Genomic DNA, 16,708 nt, shown 5'->3' with positions numbered 1-16,708 from the left:
TCAACATATTCTGCAGTCGATTCAGCACGTTCTCGCTTGGATGGAAAGCGACAATTTCCCGCTTTTCGACTTCTTTACGCAGTTCCGCATTCAGCCACTCCAGCACGGAAATGCTCAAGATCTGTCGCTGATCAGCAGTTCCAGGCTCTTCCATTCGCTGTGAGAGAACGGCAGGCTCTGAGGGGATTGTCTTCAATTCTTCTCCAGGCGGAGAAGTCACTAATTGTTGCATGATAGCCCATTTCTATCCCGGTAAGTTACCGAGGTCGTGTGTGGAAGACACCGGTCGCCGGGGTCAGTTGGTTTGGTTCTGGTGAGAAACAGTTTTCTGTCAGGCGATTCAGTCAAAGGAGAGTCAGTATTATATATCGGTAGTTTCTGCGGCATCTCCCGCATTTCTTCATCGTTTTCTGTAGTAAATCTGCAGTGTTGAAGGAAGCTGTATCGATTATAGCTGTCTTGAGAGACTGATGGTGTGACTGGTTGTCGCATCTCCCGAATTGTATGTCTAAAGTGTCAAAAGCGTTTTGCAGTTTTCGCAACCGCTCTCTTATGTGTTGCCGGTATTGTACGTTAGAATGTGAATACAAGATGAAGTTATGCTTCAGATAAGAATTTTGTTTGACTTTTCGGAAAGAGACGTTTTATGAAAACCCTGAATCGCCTTATCCCTCTGCTTTCACTGGCCTGTCTGCTGGCGGCCTGCTCCGATTCCGGTCCGACCGAAGCGCAAAAAAAGAAGGCGGCCGATGAAGTTTCGGCCATCGATATTCCGGAAAAAACGTTGGAATCGTTATTCGATGTGGAAGAAGGTTTCACCCTGCTCAGTCTGAAAGACTTTGAAGTTTTCAATGAGAAATCAACGGCTCCCTCCGAGGAGAAAAACTGGAGCGAAGCAGACGGCGTGATTTCCTGCAAAGGGACTCCCCGCGGCTATCTGTATTCCAGCGAGTCATTCGGCAACTGTACGATCCGTCTCGAATATCGTTTTCCGGGAGCCGCTGAGAAAAATGAAAATCCGAATACCGGATTCCTGTTTTTCATCACGGGCGAAAACCGGATCTGGCCGAAGTGCCTCGAAGTTCAAGGCAAATTTGCGGAGATGGGCCACATCAAATCGAACAGCAGGGAGATCCAGCTGGATGTGACTGATAACGAATCAGCCAGAGAGAAAGCCCGCCGTCCCCTGGGCGAATGGAATACCATCGAAGTCGTCTGCAAAGACGGCGCGTTGACATCGGTCCTGAATGGAACTCAGATCGCGACTTCCAAACCCACCGAATTGAAATCAGGTTTTTTCGGCATTCAATCCGAAGGGGACGCCGTCGAGTTTCGCAACATCCGCGTGCAGAAACTGACCGATTAACTGTTTTGCTTTGCATTATTTGAGAGGTTCTCCTTAAAATGGATGTCTGATTTCACGCAACATCAACATACTCAACTGTGGAGCGATCACCATGAGTTATCGATTTATGACAGCCTGCTGTCTGCTGATTTGTTCTGTCCTGGCTTTCTCAGCTGACACGTATGCAGCAGAAGGGAAGACCAGGGTGCTGATGCTTACACAGAGCAAAGGCTTCACTCACGGTTCCGTCAAACGACAGGAAGAAAAACTGGCTCCTGCCGAAATCGCCATGATTCAACTGGGCAAACAGTCCGACCTGTTTACCGTGGATTGTACCCAGGACGCCGCCGCAGATTTCACCAAAGAGAACCTGCAGAACTACGATATCGTCATGTTCTATACCACAGGCATGCTGCCCATCAAAGAAGAGGACATGCAGTATTTTCTGAACGACTGGCTCAAGCAGAAGGGCCACGGGTTTATCGGCTTTCATTCGGCGACCGATACTTACAAAACATATGAACCTTACTGGGACATGATTGGCGGCTCATTCAACGGGCATCCCTGGAATGCCGGGAACACCGTGACAATCACGGTTCACAATCCTGATTTCCCCGCGATGAAACCGTTCGGCAAAGAGTTCCAGTTTAAAGATGAAATCTACCAGTACAAAAACTGGCAGCCGGAAAAAGTGCATGTGCTGATGAGTCTCAACATGGAAAAGAGCAATCCCAAACGTCCCTACCAGGTGCCGGTCGCCTGGGCGAAAGAGTGGGGCGAAGGCAAAGTCTTCGTCAATAACCTGGGACACAATCCGGAAACCTGGGCCAATCCCAAGTTTCAGGAATCCGTGATCGGAGCCATCAAATGGATTCGCGGCGACGCACCGGCCGCAGTGCCCCCCAATCCGGAGCTTTCCAAAAAAGAAGACGAAAGAGCGGCAGCAGCAGCCAAATCGGAATCGAAGTAATCTGACGAACAGCGGAGACAGGGACAGCCAGCATGTCGAAAGTGATTGTCATCACCGGCGTGACCCAGGGACTGGGCCGCGCTATGACTCAGGCGTTGATTGCAGCAGGGCACACCGTCGCTGGCTGTGGCCGCTCTGCAGATAAAATTGCGGAACTCACAGTTCAGTTTGGTGCGCCCCATCAGTTTTCTACCGTCGATGTGTCTGATGACCGCGCGGTCGCGAACTGGGCGACGACGATCATCGATCAACTGGGCCCACCCGATCTGCTGTTGAACAATGCTGCCGTGATCAATGACAATGCCCCGCTCTGGGAAATTTCGGCAGACGAAATTGATAAAATCATGGACGTCAATATCAAAGGGACCATCAATACGATCCGTCACTTTGTACCCGCGATGATAGAACGCCAGTCTGGTATCATCGTTAATTTCAGTTCGGGCTGGGGACGTTCGGCTTCCGCGGAAGTCGCCTCCTATTGTGCGACGAAGTGGGCCATCGAAGGTTTAACACAGTCCCTGGCGCAGGAATTACCATCGGGGATGGCGGCGATTCCCCTGAACCCGGGAGTCATCAACACCGCCCTGCTGCAAAGCTGTTTCGGATCGCATGCCGAGCACTATGCGACGGCAGAAGAATGGGCCGAGTCGGCAGTCCCTTTCCTGCTGAAGCTCTCCGCGCGGGATAACGGTAAACCGCTGACCGCACCTGGTTGAGCTTATATCGAATCACATTTAACAGTTGCGTCTCTCAATCTTTTATGCTCGATGCAGATGGCCTGAAGACGCTGCAGTAAAACGGGAACTGGTCCTGCTTGCTCTCTGATTCTGCAGTCTTTCGAATCCGGCTGGTGAATGGCATTTCACGATCGGTTTGAGTAAACTCGTTGCAGTAAAAAAATGAACTTCCGCGATCTTCAACTGCATGCGAAAAGTCTTTCCTCATGGCCAAATATTTCAAGTATAAATCTCCCGCCGACGTCGTGGCAGACTCTGAACGCCTGGGCTGTCCGATCCAGGTTTCCGATAACTTTGATGTGCTGTATCAACCCATTCAGATCGGTCATCTGCAGGCGAAAAGTCGACTGGGAATTCAGCCGATGGAAGGCTGCGACGGAACCACTGATGGTTTCCCTGACGAGTTGACCTATCGACGTTATCAGCGCTTCGGAGCCGGGGGCGCCTCACTCATCTGGGGGGAAGCCACCGCCATCGGTCCGGAAGCGCGGATGAATCCCCGCCAGTTGATGATCAATGATAAAACAGCCTCCTCACTGGAAAAGATGCTGACAGGTTGTCGCGACGCGCATGCGGAAGTATTCGGATCGGCTGACGGTCTGGTGATCGGCCTGCAGTTAACGCATTCGGGCCGGTTCAGTTTTGAAAGACCACTGCTGGCCACCCATGATCAGATCCTCGATCCCCGGACAGTAGATAAATCAAGCGGGCGGATCGTTGACGACAGTTACCCGCTGCTCTCAGACGATGATCTGAAATACATTGAAGACCAGTATGTGACTGCCGCTAAACTGGCGGAATCGATCGGGGTCGAATTTGTGGATATCAAGCAGTGCCATCGGTACCTGCTTTCGGAATTGCTGGCAGCGAAAAATCGTCCTGGCGAATATGGTGGTTCACTGGAGAACCGCACGCGCCTGGTGCGCAACGTTATCAAGCGTATTCGCGAAGAATGTCCGACGCTGGTGATCGGCACCCGTATGAATGGTTACGACGGGATTCCTTACCAGGGCGCCGGCGATGACTTTATCGGCGAACCCTGCCCGCACGAACTGCCGCTGCAAACCGCGTTCGGCACCAATCCCGACGATCATCTCCAGGAAGATCTGACCGAACCGCTCGAGGTGGCCCGACTCCTGAAAGAGTGGGGAGTTGGTCTGATTAACATCTCCAATGGAAACCCGTATGCGAATCCCCATATTGTGAGGCCCGCGGAATTTCCGCCCACCGATGGCTACCATGCTCCCGAACATCCGTTGATCGGCGTCGCCCGTCACTTCCGGATTGCCGGTCAGATCCAGGCAGCGGTCCCGGATATTCCCGTGGTGGGCAGTGGTTACAGCTGGCTGCAGGACTATGCCATGCACGCCGCGGCTGCGAATGTTGAGTCCGGAAAGATCTCCATCGTGGGGATGGGCCGGGCCACGCTCTCACAGCCTGAGTTTGCGAAACAGCTTCAGGAAGAAGGCAAGCTCAATCGCAAAACTGTCTGTCGGACGTTTTCGTATTGCACCAACCTCATGCGCACGAAGGACCATCCCCTGGGACAGTATCCCACCGGATGTCCTCCGTTTGACAAAGAGGTTTATGATCCACTCTGGAAAGAAGCGAAAGCAAAGCTGGAAGAAAAGCAGAAGGCTGCAGAGTAATCAGGCAGCCTGTCGGATCGGCGATTCTTCCACCTGTTCGTCGGCAATGATTTCCTGCACCAGTCCGCCATAGTCTTTGGCGCCGGGACAGGAACTGGAATAATCAAAGACCGACTGACCATAGCTGGGTGCTTCGGCCAGTTTGATATTCCGTCGGATCCGACTCTTAAATACTTTCGCAGACGACCAGGGGGCTTCCGGATCGCTGTGATTCAGGAACGCGCTCAGGTCATCAGTCACGTCGGCTGCCAGTCGGGTGCCGGTTTCATACAGACAGAGTACCACGCCGGAAACACGCAGTTCCCGGTTCAATCGTCGACGAACCAGCGCCGTGGTTTCGAGCAACTTGGAGAGCCCCTGTAAGGCGAAGAAGTGAGGCTGCAGAGGAATGATCACTTCACTGGCTGCAGTCAACGCGTTGATGGTCAGCACACCCAGTGAAGGGGGGCAGTCCATAATGATGTAATCGAACGGTTCGGTCTCTGCCATTTTCCGGATCGCCTGGCGCAGAACGATTTCCCGGTTGTCGGCGTCAACCAGTTCCAGTTCTGTCGCTGCCAGATCGAGTGTCGCAGGCACGACCCATAAGTTTTTGGCGACCAGTTGCCGGGTTTCGGCGAGCGTTTTAATACCCGAAAAGACATCGTAGGCGGTCGGGACACTGCCGAATGGTTCGATGCCCAGGTGTAACGAGGCATGTCCCTGTGGGTCCAGGTCGATCAGGCAGACTTTCTTGCCCTGCATCGCCAGGCCGGCAGCCATGTTCACGCTCGACGTCGTTTTGCCGACGCCCCCTTTTTGATTCATGATTGCTATGATACGCATCGGGAGTCCTTTCCCTCTTTCTCTTTAATAAAGCGGGTCGCTTAATTGTTTCAAACTCTTGTATGGTTACGCTTTAGGTGAATGGTGTGTTTCTGCCATCCGGGCGGGAAAGACACCAGATTCATGCTGAAGGTGGGGCAGTATATCGGGAAAATCGAATTTTGGAAACAGGAATTGAGCGGTTGAAAAGCGAATTATTTTGACGGTAATTTCACTCATGTCAGCGAAAATGAAGGACAGGCCGGTGACCGGCTGCGCTTGAGAGCGCATCACATTTCAACATCGCGACTCTCAATTTATTCAACTCAGGGCAACAGACCCTGTAGACGCGACAGAAAAAGGGACACGGTTAGTGTGTGATGGGCGTGGATTGACCCGTCGAAGTGTGATGGGAGGCAGGGAGTTCTGCCGGTCCTTCCACACGCTGCAGGACATAGAGGACATGCTGTGCCCGCAGGTTGGCGAGCCAGGCTTTTTCGACAGCCTGGTGATTGATGATCGGAACTTCCTGTAGAATTTCGATGCCCAGCAGGCGCATCAGATCCTGAAAATCATGCATCGACATCAGGTGCAGGTTAGGGGTGTTGTACCATTCGTAAGGCAGAACTTCGGTAACCGGGGCGCGGCCCTGTTTGAGTACCTGCAGCCGAATCCGCCAGTTCCCGAAATTCGGGACGACGACCAGCGCTTTTTTGGCGACCCGGACCATTTCTTCCAGCAACTGTTTGGGGTGCAGCACCTGCTGCAGTGTCTGACTCAGAACCACATAATCGAATGCGCCATCGGGGATATCCAGCAGTCCTTCGTCCAGGTCGGCCTGGATCACGGGCACGCCACGGGCGATGGCGGCGTGATGCTGAGTGATATCAATTTCGATGCCCAGAACGGAAGCATCCCGTTCTTCGCGCAGCCGCGCCAGCAGACGGCCATCACCACAGCCCAGGTCGAGCACGCGACTGCCGGGCTGGATCTGTTCCAGCAGCAGCTTGTCGGTCACTTCCAGTGAAGGATCCTGCATACAGTATCGATGTTGAGCACGCATGGTGGAGTTCCGCTTGACTAAGTCCTGTTACTTTCCGCGAGGCGGGTGGAGTAAGCCTGTTCCAGAAAAGGGGTAATCATTCTATTCAGCTGTTCGATTTCAATCAGAAAGGAATCATGTCCGAACGGGCTCTTGAGTTCAATAAACGAGACATGTTTTCCACACTCAATCAAAGCCCTGACGAGTTCCTTGCTCTGGCTGGTCGTAAACAGCCAGTCGGAATCATAAGAGGCGATCAGGAAGCGTGCTTCTGTTTTTCCCAGCGCATTGACCAGCGAACCATGCTGGGATACCAGGTCAAAATAGTCCATGGCCCGCGTCAGGTAGAGATAACTGTTCGCATCAAAACGCTCGACAAACCGCTTGCCCTGGTAATGCAGATAACTCTCGACCTGGAACTCCACTTCCGGCAGCATTTCGTAGGTGAAAGTATCGTGATCCTGCAGACGCCGGCCGAATTTCATTTCGATCGACTGGTCGGACAGGTAAGTGATGTGTGCGATCATGCGCGCCAGGGCCAACCCATAGCGGGGACCGGCACCGGTTTCATATTCGCCATCTTTGAATTCCGGATCGGTTTTGATGGCACGTCTGCCGACGGCGTTGAAGGCAATTCCCTGTGCCGAAAGTTGAGCGGCGGAAGCCAGACAGATGGCGCCCCGCAACTGGTCAGGAAAGCGGGCGGCCCATTCCAGGACCTGCATGCCTCCCAGGCTGCCGCCAATGACAGCCAGCAACTGCTCAATGCCCAGATGTCTGGTGAGGGCCGAATGTACTTCGACGATATCGCCGACGGTAATAAATGGAAATCCGAGTCGGTACGACTGGTTGGTTTCCGGGTTGATGCTGCCTGGCCCCGTTGTTCCCTGGCAGCCTCCCAGAACATTGGCACAAATCACATAATATTTATCCGTGTCGAGCGTACGCCCCGGGCCGATCAGATCGTCCCACCAGCCCGGCTTGGCTTTCTCGTCATCGTCTTCATAATAACCGGCGGCGTGAGCATCTCCTGTCAGGGCGTGACAGATAAAGATGGCGTTGTCTTTCGCAGGAGTTAATTCACCATAGGTTTCATAGGCAACCTGAATGGGCCCGAGTTCCCCTCCCCCTGCCAGCTTGAGCCAGTTGGGAGGCGCAAACAGAGTCGCCAGTCTGGTCTGTACAATACCTACCCCTGAATCCTGCCGGGTTTCTGATAGTTCCTGTTGTGTTGCCATAGAATAAATGCTTTTCAGTATTCCCGCAAATTCATCAGCTGTCTGTCATTCAGTTCATTATACTTCTCATGGAATTTCCCATGCTCCTGGTTCGGTCTGGGCAGAGACCCGGTCAGGCAGGATCGGTTTTCCATCGTTCAGACAGTATACCCGGGCTTGTTAAGAATTTCGACACGCTCTGGATCGAAAGACCCCAGATCCTGCTGCATTTCAGGCGGAACTCCGGACAGATCCGTCATGGAAACAGCATGATTCAGTCAAACAGGGCTTTTTTCGGTAAAGACACGGGTTTTAAGCATAATGTCATCTCAGGGTTCAGTCTGCCAGTTCCAGGAACCGCTCGACGCGGCGGTCGATAATGTCAATACTTTTGTTCCAGAACTCCGCTTCTCCCAGATGGTAGCCAAATGTATTGGACACTGCGTCTTCAGTTACCTGACAGCCGGTAGCAATCAGGAGTTCACGGTATTGGTCCGCAAACTCTGACTGATCGGCAAAGGTATCAGCCAGGGCATAGACGCCCAGGGAGAGCAGATAACCGAACGTATAAGGAAAATTATAGAAGGGCAATTCACTGATATAGAAATGGAGTTTGGAAATCCAGAATGAGGGATTCCAGCCGGAATCATCCAGGGCGCCGGCGTAGGCTTCTTTTTGCGCCTCAAGCATCAGTTCCGAAAATCGCTCGGGCGTCAATTCCCCAGTTGCCCGCTCCCGATGCAGGCGGTCTTCGAACAGGAAGCGGGTATGAATATTCATCATGAATGCCACGGAGTCTCCCAGCATGCCATCCAGGATCTGTAATTCTTCATCGCGGGACTGAGCGGCTTTAAGGCGTTGCTCTCCGAGAACGGCTTCGGCAAACGTGGAAGCCGTTTCTGCCAGGTTCATCGGGTAATCGCTTAAGACAAACGGCACATCCTTCAACACATAGGAATGATAAGCGTGTCCCAGTTCATGGGCGAGTGTCGACATGCTGTCAGCCGAATCGGTATAGGTCATGAATATCCGGGACTGTTTCTGATGGGGGAAAGTGGTGCAGAAGCCTCCCTGACGTTTGCCCTGTCGATTTTCCGCTTCGATCCATTGTTCGCGGAGTGCTTTCTCTGCAAACTGGCTCAGGTCGGGACTGAACTTTTCAAAGGAATTGACGACCAGATCACAGGCACGGTTGTAACTGAGTTCCGGAGATTCCCCGCCTGAAAGTGGCAGTGGTGCATTCAGATCGTACCAGCAGAGTTTTTCGAGTCCCAGCAGTTCCGCTTTCTTTTCGAGAAACTGGACCAGCTTCTGTTTCCGCTGGGAGATGACCGACCACATGGTATCCAGGGTGCCGCGCTGCATGCGATTGTAAACTAACGGTGCGTCCAGATGATCTGTAACGGGCAGATGACTGTAGAGTGTCAGCCTGGTTCCTGCCAGGTGATTCAAGGCATCCGCGCACGAATCGGCAATCGTATCCCAGGCTTTGTTGGCTGCATAGAAATTATTCTGGCGCACGAAGCGTTGCGGCGAATCGAACTGGACTTGTCCGGGCGAGCGTTCTACCAGTTCCCCTTTTTCCATCAGCTGAATTTTGAGATCACCTGACAGCCGATCATAAAGTCGTCCCCATGCATGCAGTCCATCGACGGCCAGTTGCGACGCCAGGATCTCCTGTTCCTTAGGCAGCCGTAATGTCGCGTTCCGTTTCGAGTCTTCCAGGAAAAACCGAATTTCCTTCAGGCGGGAATCCTGTTCTGTGAATTGCTGAAGTGTTTCGTCAGGGATCTCCCGGATGGTCAACTGCAGCTGGGTTTCGATATTCTCCCTGAGGGGGCGAATACTGGCCAGGCGTGCCAGCAATGTTTGAAAGCGTTTGTTGTGTGCGTCTTCGGCACAATAGCATTCCAGAAAGGCAAATAACCCTGACAGCTCCGCGACCGCATTTTGATAATCAGTCAGAAAGTCACCCCAGAGTGAGGCATGCTGCCCGGGATCGGTCGACTGAGATAATTCCGCAACGCGTGTCACCAGGTCTTCGAGTGACATTTTTATCTGCTGCAGACAATCCTCAAACGCGGATTGCTCGGGATGCGGGTACAGTGAGGCCAGTTCCCAGGTCAGCGGATATGCGGTCGTCTCAGTCATGGTGTTAAATCCATTTCGGAAAAAGAGAAGTGATTTATCTGTACTGACTGTATTGGATCAGGAGTCATTTCGTCAATTTAAGCGTGTTCTGATTTGAAATCCAGTATGCGAGGCAGGAATTCTTCCCACGCCCCAATCCCGGCTGTGGTATAATAATGATAAAGAGAATACCTGGCGCATTTTCCAGAGGGAACCACAGAGAAAGGCAGTGCATTGATTTATGAGACCCCGGCGATCCTGATGTGTCCTCCCGATTTCTATGGGATTGAGTACGAAATCAATCCCTGGATGAGCCGCAGCAAACAGAGTGATCCGGCAGTGGCGCGGCAGCAGTGGGAGTCGCTGTATCAACTGCTGCAGGAACAGGAGGCCCGGATCGAACTCTTGACGCCCATCAAGGGACTGCCCGACCTGGTGTTCACGGCGAATGCCGGCTTGATCTGGAAAGACCGCGTATTTCTTTCGCTGTTTCGTCATGAAGCCCGGCAGGGAGAGACGCTGCTGGACCGCCAGTGGTTTCAACAGGCCGGGTTTGAAACCATCGACATGCCCGATGGCTTTTATTTCGAAGGTGCCGGCGATGCGCTGTTCTGTGGCGATACACTCTTTGCCGGCTATCTGATTCGCAGCGATGTCAGGGCGCTGCAGTGGGTGGGCGGAGAGATGAACTGCCGCGTGATTCCCCTGCAACTGGTGGACGATTTTTATTATCACCTGGATACCTGCTTCTGTCCGCTAAGCGAAACCGAAGCAATTTACTATCCCCCCGCGTTTGATGAATATGCACAGCATGCCTTGAAAGAGTATATCCCGCATCTGATTCCCGTCGTGAAGGCAGAAGCGGAGCGATTTGCCTGTAACGCCGTGGTGATTGGGGAGACTGTCGTCATGAATACGGGCTGCCCGCAACTGGAAGCTGATCTGCAGCAGCGCGGTTATCGAACTTTGAGTACACCGCTGGATGAATTCATCAAAGCGGGAGGCTCGGCCAAGTGCCTGACGTTAAGGCTGGATGGTGAACGGGCGGCTGTATGGCCTTGAAGGTCCGTCGAGTTTGAGCCGACTTGTGCGCGAGATGCCGGCCGACGTTGTTTCGCCCGGAAAGAATCGGGTCCCGGTCGTGGCCAGTGAGGAATCCCGGTTGAGGGAGACGTGTTTCAAGGGAACTGCGGGAGTCGAGGCGGCGAAGGTGCCTTTGCCGGGAGAGATCAGGGTGACCTGTACTTCTCCCTCCGCGTAAATATTCAGATTGTGTTCGGGAATTTGCGGGAAGAGTTTGACAATCCAGGTCTGATCTGAAACCTGACCGGTGCCGAACTGATTTCCTGCCCGGGGAGCCTGCGCCAGGGGAGTTGTGGCACAATTGCGGGTCCACTGCCCCAGTGTCATCGTTTCCTGAGGGACAGCGGCAAAGCGTTGATCCCAGACCGGTAACAGCATTTGTCGCTGACCGAATAACTGGATTTTTACATTTCCCGTTAACGCAGCAGGATTGCCCACGCGGTCCATTCCCTGTACGCGTACAGCCAGGGCGTTCCAGTCTGCTTTACCCTCAGTATTGATGGGGGTGGCCTGAACGCTGATCCGGGTTAATTTTCCCAGCAGCGGTTCGGGGGCAGGCGGGGGAGGGATCGCGCCCGGAACAGGGCCATAGCCCAGCGCCTGTTGGGTCACGGCGGCACGCATCAGCCCCAGGGCATATCCGCGTTCCAGTGTAGGTACGCCATGGGGGTAGTACTGTTTCAACAGAGGCTCGTAGGCACTCAAGGGGTCTTCGTGGACGCCGAGGATGATTCCCCGACTGCAACTGATGTCGCAGGGAGCAGGGTAAGTTGGCATTGGTTGCATGGGCACATACAGGGGGCGCTGGTAGACGGGGACAGGCAGCGAGGAATACTTCTTGTGTTTATGGAACGCGAACTGGACCGACTGGCCCTGGTAGTATTGGTCTGCCGCCAGCTGAATGGTTTCCTGATCGTAGACGGAATTCTCAATCTTCAGACGTTCGATCTTATTGAGAGAGAGGGAGCGGGGGTGTTGATTTTTCTGTTCCAGAATCAGAGTGGAATCGGGCCCCCATTGGATACTGTCTGCATGAAGCGTGTTACCGGAGTTCAGGGTAATTTCCACATCAGCACGGGAGAGAGTCGTGGAAAACAGAACGAGAGGCAGGATGAAAAGTACGAAATTGAAGTGGCGTTGCATGACAGTCCCCGGTTGAACAGACAGTCTCAATCATGGTGTTGTGATGAGATGAAGTTGGTCCTACAGCAGAGAAAGGCAAAGAATGCGCCCGAAGCGAAGGATGTGACTGCGGCTGCCGCTGGTGGAATGGATTCTGCGGTCAGGAGCCCTGTCAGCAGGGGAATGAGAGTGGCAGATGTAGTGTCTGTTTCTGTCTTTACGAATTCGAACCGGCTGGATACGAAAGGCGGTTTTATTTCATGAAAACAACTCAGGTAGCTCAACGAGCTGTTTCAGTTTCTTAACACAATTTGCCGGTCGTTGTCTGAATGTCTTAACAAAATCCGGTTTCAGAACAGGCGGAGAGGGGAGGCGTGAAAGTGCCTGGAAGGTTCGATTTCGCTTCAGAATGGGGTATTTTAACATTCTGAGACTGCGAGATTACACAAAGTGTGCTGAATATGGCACTTAGACCCTTAGAATCCGGCAAACAATCTTATGAATATGCTTGACAGCAAGGAAAGAAAGCGTGATGATCATGCAATACCGGGGACTTGTGGTCCTCATTCAAATTGATGTTAGTCTATCGGGAATATCTGTTTAGATAATTTCCTTTTCCAGATTAACACGTATAATTTGATACTTGATTCAATTCGTTTTATGATCGATTCCGATCGGGCCAGGCAGTCGTCGATACGCTTTATCTGCGATAATGGATTCACCGGGAAAACATGTGCCTACGTCGGGTTTTGTCTTTTTAGAAGAGGGTGGGCTGGAATTATGGCAGCTGGTCACCGTCGTGTTGACATCGAGGAAGTATCGGATGTCACCATTGCAAAATTTATTGACAAGAAAATTCTTGATGAAGGAAACATCCAGATCATCGGGACACAATTATTTGGACTTGTTGATGAAGATGGACGCAAGAAGATCATTCTTGACTTTTCCAACGTGGAATACCTTTCCAGTGCTGCACTGGGCAAGTTGATTACGCTGGATAAAAAAGTGAAAAAGGCAAAGGGGAAATTGAAGCTGTGCTCAATTCGTCCTGATATTTACGAAGTATTTGCCATTACGAGACTGAATCAACTGTTTGACATCGCCGAAACACAGGAGGCGGCTCTCGAAGGATTTTAACTTTGGCTTGGTAATTGCAGATGACTTAACCCTCTGCGAAGACCAGTTCTGAGTAAGGTTCTTTGAGAACAATGATTGTGAGAGGTTCAAACCGGGGAGACTGTTGTAAACGCAGCCTGCTCGGAGTGAGTTTGAATGCTCTTTGAATTAGTTACTGGATAAACACCAGAAATCGTGTGCTGGCCAAATTCATGTCATCGGACGAACACTTTGAAGTAACGATACCCAGCGATACCTCGGAAGGTCAGGCTGTTCAAGCCCGCATCGTCGAGGCTCTCGAGGTACGTGAATACCCTGATAAAGATGTTTTCTCCGTGCGCCTCGCACTGGAAGAAGCATTGGTGAATGCGATTAAGCATGGTAATCGCATGTCTCCTGATAAAAGTGTCGAAATCAACTGCTGGATCAGCGATGAGCGGGTCCGCGTTGAAATCCAGGATGAAGGGGAAGGTTTCGACCGCAGTCACGTTCCCGATCCGACCCTGCTGGAAAATCTGGAACGACCCTGTGGCAGAGGGATCATGCTGATGGGAGCCTTCATGAATCTCATCGAGTATAATGAACAGGGCAACAAGGTGGTCCTCGAAAAGATCAAAGGGGTTGCCCCCAAACCACCAGACACCGAAGCCGAGTGAATTAAAACAGTTACGATTCTTACAAGCCGGCAATATTCTTAAATATTTTGCCAGAACCCCGGCGGTTCCTGTTAAACATCGGTTGACTTCATTGATTTCTCACAATATGTTATACGCACTCAGTGGTTGGGAGTTTTCCTGAATCACATCATTGATCCTCGATAGCTCAATCGGTAGAGCGAGCGGCTGTTAACCGCTAGGTTCAAGGTTCGAGTCCTTGTCGAGGAGCTTGTTTTCTCAGAAAACACAATTCAATCAGACCCGGTATCGCAGTGTTGATACCGGGTCTGTTTTGTTTCCTTCCAGCATTTCGCAATGAAAGCTGAAGTTCCTATCTTATTCAGTGCATGCAATGCACGCTCTCCCCCCCAAAAAACGAAAAAGACCGGGATTTCCCATATTTCTGTTTTGAATAGCAGAAATCAGGTTGCTTTATTTTCGGAAATTCAATACCAAACGCTGGTTCTGATAACGGATTGCCTGTCTGGATTCTGCATTTGAAGTCCATCTGCATAGTTCGTCTGGAGAGAGGTTGCGTGCATTTTTCTCAGCAGGGACGCTCTGACGTCCCGGGCGTTTTCATTATTGTCTAGAGAATAATCGAGGATGACAGATGTCAAGAAAAGGAATCGTTCTGGCAGGAGGTACGGGAACCAGATTGCATCCTGTAACGAAAGTGATTTCGAAACAGCTTCTTCCCATTTATGATAAACCGATGATTTATTATCCGTTGTCATCGCTGATGCTGGCGGGAATCAGAGAGATTCTGATCATTTCCACCCCGCATGACCTGCCGATGTTTCAGGATTTACTGGGCAGTGGCGAGCAGTGGGGTGTGAGGTTTGAATATGCAGAACAACCTTCCCCCGATGGACTGGCCCAGGCATTTCTGATTGGTGAAGACTTTATCGGAAACGATGATGCCTGCCTGATCCTGGGGGACAACATTTTTTATGGCCATGGATTTACAGACAGCCTGAAATCAGCGGCGGCGCGGGAATCGGGTGCGACCGTATTTGGTTACCAGGTACATGATCCGGAACGATTTGGGGTTGTGGAATTCGACAGTGAGCAACGTGCGATCTCCATCGAAGAAAAGCCGGTCAAACCCAGATCGAACTATGCAGTAACCGGCTTATATTTTTACGACAATGATGTCATCGAAATCGCGAAAAATGTGAAGCCTTCTGCGCGAGGCGAGTTGGAGATCACGTCTGTCAACAACGCCTATCTGGAACGGGGCGGGTTGAATGTCGAATTACTCGGCCGCGGTCACGCCTGGTTCGATACGGGGACTCACGAAAGCCTGCAGGAAGCCAGCCATTTCTTTCAGACCATCGAAAAAAGGCAGGGACTGAAGATCGCCTGCCTGGAAGAAATCGCGTTCCGGAAAGGCTGGATTAACACAGAAGAGCTGAAAGCCCAGGCGGAACAACTGGGTAAGACCAACTATGGCGAGTATCTGATGCGGATTGTAGATGATCTTTCACTAAACAAATAATTCTAATATAAATCGTTGCTCTAAGCTGTTTTCAATTACAGAGATGAGTTTTAAAACAGATTTAGGGGGGAGGGCATAAAACCGTCCTCGTTTCATTTAATTCATTATTATTACTGAATGAAGTTTGCCGACAGGATGTTAAAAATAAATTTATTACAAGAGCCGAAGTCTGAGGGGCACTGAAATGAATCCATATAATTCAGTGTCAATTGCGCCTCGGCAATTGTTGAAAAGTCTGATGATTAATCGACGATTAATTTACCAGATGGCGAAACGAGAAGTGATAGGCAGGTATCGAGGATCGGTACTGGGGCTGGCGTGGTCGTTTTTTAATCCTCTGATCATGCTGGTTGTTTATACCTTTGTTTTCAGTTTCGTCTTCAAATCGCGCTGGCAAACCGGTTCTGACAGCAAAACAGAATTTGCGCTGGCACTGTTTATTGGCATGATTGTGCATGGTTTACTGGCAGAATGCGTCAACAGAGCGCCCAGCCTGATTGTGGGAAATGTGAATTATGTCAAGAAAGTCATTTTCCCTCTGGAAGTGCTGCCCTGGATTGCGATGGGAGCCACGCTCTTCCATACACTGATCAGTCTGGTGGTCTGGGGGCTGTTTTTTGTTCTCGTGAATCAGACGTTTTACTGGACCGCGTTGTTTCTGCCGCTGCTGTTCTTACCGCTGATCCTGATTACGATGGGACTGACCTGGTTTCTCGCCTCATTCGGCGTATATTTGCGGGATGTAGGGCAGATCACGGGCGTGTTTACCATGGTCCTGCTTTTTATGTCACCGGTATTTTATCCGATCTCAAACCTGCCAGAATCCATTCAACCTTTAATGTATGCAAATCCGCTGACATTTTTTATCGAACAATCGCGTGCCGTGCTGATGTGGGGCCAGTTTCCGAACTGGGGAGGACTATTGATTTCATTGCTCATCAGTATGGTTGTTGCCTGGATGGGGTTCGCCTGGTTTCAGAAAACACGTAGAGGATTTGCTGATGTCCTATGAGCCGGTTGAGAACCAGGAACTTGCAGTGAATCTGGAGGGGGTCTGTAAATACTTTCAGATTTATGAAAAGCCTCATCATCGGCTTCTGCAGGGAATCTACAGAGGTCGGAAGCAGTTCTTCAAGGAATTCAAAGCCTTGGATGATATTACCTTCCAAATCCGCAAAGGTGAGACAGTGGGCATCATTGGCCGAAATGGTGCTGGCAAGTCGACCCTGTTGCAGATTATTTGCGGTACGATGTCTCAGAGCGCAGGGAAGGTTGAAGTCAATGGCCGGATTGCTGCACTGCTGGAACTGGGCTCGGGATTTAACCCGGAGTTTAC

General features: G+C 51.4%; 16 protein-coding genes and 1 tRNA gene. 11 read left to right on the top strand and 6 right to left on the bottom strand.

Annotation, left to right across the window (positions count from 1 at the left end; translation table 11 throughout):
• The coding region (locus AACZ40_RS21490) for a hypothetical protein (protein ID WP_339675791.1) at window positions 1-232 on the bottom strand (232 nt) is incomplete at its 3' end.
• 414 nt (window positions 233-646) lie between these two features.
• Here AACZ40_RS21490 and AACZ40_RS21485 point away from each other — a divergent pair.
• The 4 genes from AACZ40_RS21485 (at window position 647) to AACZ40_RS21470 (ending at window position 4,701) form a co-directional block, all read left to right on the top strand.
• The gene (locus AACZ40_RS21485; protein ID WP_291169786.1) at window positions 647-1,366 is read left to right on the top strand and encodes a DUF1080 domain-containing protein; all 720 of its coding nucleotides are present in this window, start codon (window positions 647-649) and stop codon (window positions 1,364-1,366) included.
• 91 nt (window positions 1,367-1,457) lie between these two features.
• Complete coding sequence (locus AACZ40_RS21480) at window positions 1,458-2,315, top strand: ThuA domain-containing protein (RefSeq protein WP_291169788.1); 858 nt, start codon at window positions 1,458-1,460, stop codon at window positions 2,313-2,315.
• 32 nt (window positions 2,316-2,347) lie between these two features.
• Window positions 2,348-3,031 (top strand): SDR family oxidoreductase, encoded by a 684-nt coding sequence (locus tag AACZ40_RS21475; protein ID WP_291169790.1) that lies wholly within the window; start codon window positions 2,348-2,350, stop codon window positions 3,029-3,031.
• A 227-nt stretch (window positions 3,032-3,258) separates the two neighbouring features.
• The gene (locus AACZ40_RS21470) at window positions 3,259-4,701 is read left to right on the top strand and encodes an NADH:flavin oxidoreductase (protein WP_291169793.1); all 1,443 of its coding nucleotides are present in this window, start codon (window positions 3,259-3,261) and stop codon (window positions 4,699-4,701) included.
• On the opposite strand, the gene AACZ40_RS21465 is transcribed toward AACZ40_RS21470, so the two are convergent.
• The 4 genes from AACZ40_RS21465 to AACZ40_RS21450 form a co-directional block, all read right to left on the bottom strand.
• Entirely contained in the window at window positions 4,702-5,526 is an 825-nt protein-coding gene (locus AACZ40_RS21465; protein ID WP_291169795.1) for an AAA family ATPase, read from the bottom strand.
• Between the two features lie 349 nt (window positions 5,527-5,875).
• Complete coding sequence (metW, locus tag AACZ40_RS21460) at window positions 5,876-6,568, bottom strand: methionine biosynthesis protein MetW (RefSeq protein WP_291169797.1); 693 nt, start codon at window positions 6,566-6,568, stop codon at window positions 5,876-5,878.
• 17 nt (window positions 6,569-6,585) lie between these two features.
• Window positions 6,586-7,785, bottom strand: a complete 1,200-nt coding sequence (locus AACZ40_RS21455; RefSeq protein WP_291169799.1) for a homoserine O-acetyltransferase — start codon at window positions 7,783-7,785, stop codon at window positions 6,586-6,588.
• Between the two features lie 315 nt (window positions 7,786-8,100).
• The gene (locus AACZ40_RS21450; RefSeq protein ID WP_291169802.1) at window positions 8,101-9,915 is read right to left on the bottom strand and encodes a M3 family oligoendopeptidase; all 1,815 of its coding nucleotides are present in this window, start codon (window positions 9,913-9,915) and stop codon (window positions 8,101-8,103) included.
• 213 nt (window positions 9,916-10,128) lie between these two features.
• Here AACZ40_RS21450 and AACZ40_RS21445 point away from each other — a divergent pair, with 213 nt between their 5' ends.
• Entirely contained in the window at window positions 10,129-10,956 is an 828-nt protein-coding gene (locus tag AACZ40_RS21445) for an arginine deiminase-related protein (RefSeq protein ID WP_291169805.1), read from the top strand.
• Here AACZ40_RS21445 and AACZ40_RS21440 read toward each other — a convergent pair.
• Complete coding sequence (locus tag AACZ40_RS21440) at window positions 10,918-12,120, bottom strand: hypothetical protein (protein WP_291169807.1); 1,203 nt, start codon at window positions 12,118-12,120, stop codon at window positions 10,918-10,920. The genes AACZ40_RS21445 and AACZ40_RS21440 overlap by 39 nt on opposite strands.
• Before the next feature lie 639 nt (window positions 12,121-12,759).
• On the opposite strand from AACZ40_RS21440, the gene AACZ40_RS21435 reads away from it, so the two are divergent.
• The 6 genes from AACZ40_RS21435 to AACZ40_RS21410 all read left to right on the top strand — a co-directional run.
• Window positions 12,760-13,236 (top strand): STAS domain-containing protein, encoded by a 477-nt coding sequence (locus tag AACZ40_RS21435; RefSeq protein WP_291169810.1) that lies wholly within the window; start codon window positions 12,760-12,762, stop codon window positions 13,234-13,236.
• 191 nt (window positions 13,237-13,427) lie between these two features.
• A complete protein-coding gene (locus tag AACZ40_RS21430; protein ID WP_291169812.1) occupies window positions 13,428-13,871 on the top strand; it encodes an ATP-binding protein in 444 nt (147 codons plus the stop codon).
• A 155-nt stretch (window positions 13,872-14,026) separates the two neighbouring features.
• Window positions 14,027-14,099, top strand: a tRNA-Asn gene (locus tag AACZ40_RS21425).
• Window positions 14,100-14,484: 385 nt separating this feature from the next.
• Window positions 14,485-15,372, top strand: a complete 888-nt coding sequence (gene rfbA, locus AACZ40_RS21420) for a glucose-1-phosphate thymidylyltransferase RfbA (protein ID WP_291169814.1) — start codon at window positions 14,485-14,487, stop codon at window positions 15,370-15,372.
• Between the two features lie 238 nt (window positions 15,373-15,610).
• Complete coding sequence (locus tag AACZ40_RS21415) at window positions 15,611-16,384, top strand: ABC transporter permease (RefSeq protein WP_291169815.1); 774 nt, start codon at window positions 15,611-15,613, stop codon at window positions 16,382-16,384.
• A partial coding sequence (locus AACZ40_RS21410; RefSeq protein ID WP_339675785.1) for an ATP-binding cassette domain-containing protein occupies window positions 16,374-16,708 on the top strand: 335 nt, incomplete at its 3' end. The genes AACZ40_RS21415 and AACZ40_RS21410, both read left to right, overlap by 11 nt.

Origin of the sequence: uncultured Gimesia sp. (genome assembly GCF_963972345.1) — a bacterium.
In the GTDB taxonomy this organism is placed as follows: domain Bacteria; phylum Planctomycetota; class Planctomycetia; order Planctomycetales; family Planctomycetaceae; genus Gimesia.
This window is presented reverse-complemented; position numbering and strand designations above follow the sequence as displayed.

Coding starts and splice junctions, on each gene's coding strand:
- AACZ40_RS21485 (WP_291169786.1), top strand. CDS start 647: ATGAAAACCCTGAATCGCCTTATCCCTCTGCTTTCACTGGCCTGTCTG.
- AACZ40_RS21480 (WP_291169788.1), top strand. CDS start 1,458: ATGAGTTATCGATTTATGACAGCCTGCTGTCTGCTGATTTGTTCTGTC.
- AACZ40_RS21475 (WP_291169790.1), top strand. CDS start 2,348: ATGTCGAAAGTGATTGTCATCACCGGCGTGACCCAGGGACTGGGCCGC.
- AACZ40_RS21470 (WP_291169793.1), top strand. CDS start 3,259: ATGGCCAAATATTTCAAGTATAAATCTCCCGCCGACGTCGTGGCAGAC.
- AACZ40_RS21465 (WP_291169795.1), bottom strand. CDS start 5,526: ATGCGTATCATAGCAATCATGAATCAAAAAGGGGGCGTCGGCAAAACG.
- metW (WP_291169797.1), bottom strand. CDS start 6,568: ATGCGTGCTCAACATCGATACTGTATGCAGGATCCTTCACTGGAAGTG.
- AACZ40_RS21455 (WP_291169799.1), bottom strand. CDS start 7,785: ATGGCAACACAACAGGAACTATCAGAAACCCGGCAGGATTCAGGGGTA.
- AACZ40_RS21450 (WP_291169802.1), bottom strand. CDS start 9,915: ATGACTGAGACGACCGCATATCCGCTGACCTGGGAACTGGCCTCACTG.
- AACZ40_RS21440 (WP_291169807.1), bottom strand. CDS start 12,120: ATGCAACGCCACTTCAATTTCGTACTTTTCATCCTGCCTCTCGTTCTG.
- AACZ40_RS21435 (WP_291169810.1), top strand. CDS start 12,760: ATGATCGATTCCGATCGGGCCAGGCAGTCGTCGATACGCTTTATCTGC.
- AACZ40_RS21430 (WP_291169812.1), top strand. CDS start 13,428: ATGTCATCGGACGAACACTTTGAAGTAACGATACCCAGCGATACCTCG.
- rfbA (WP_291169814.1), top strand. CDS start 14,485: ATGTCAAGAAAAGGAATCGTTCTGGCAGGAGGTACGGGAACCAGATTG.
- AACZ40_RS21415 (WP_291169815.1), top strand. CDS start 15,611: ATGATTAATCGACGATTAATTTACCAGATGGCGAAACGAGAAGTGATA.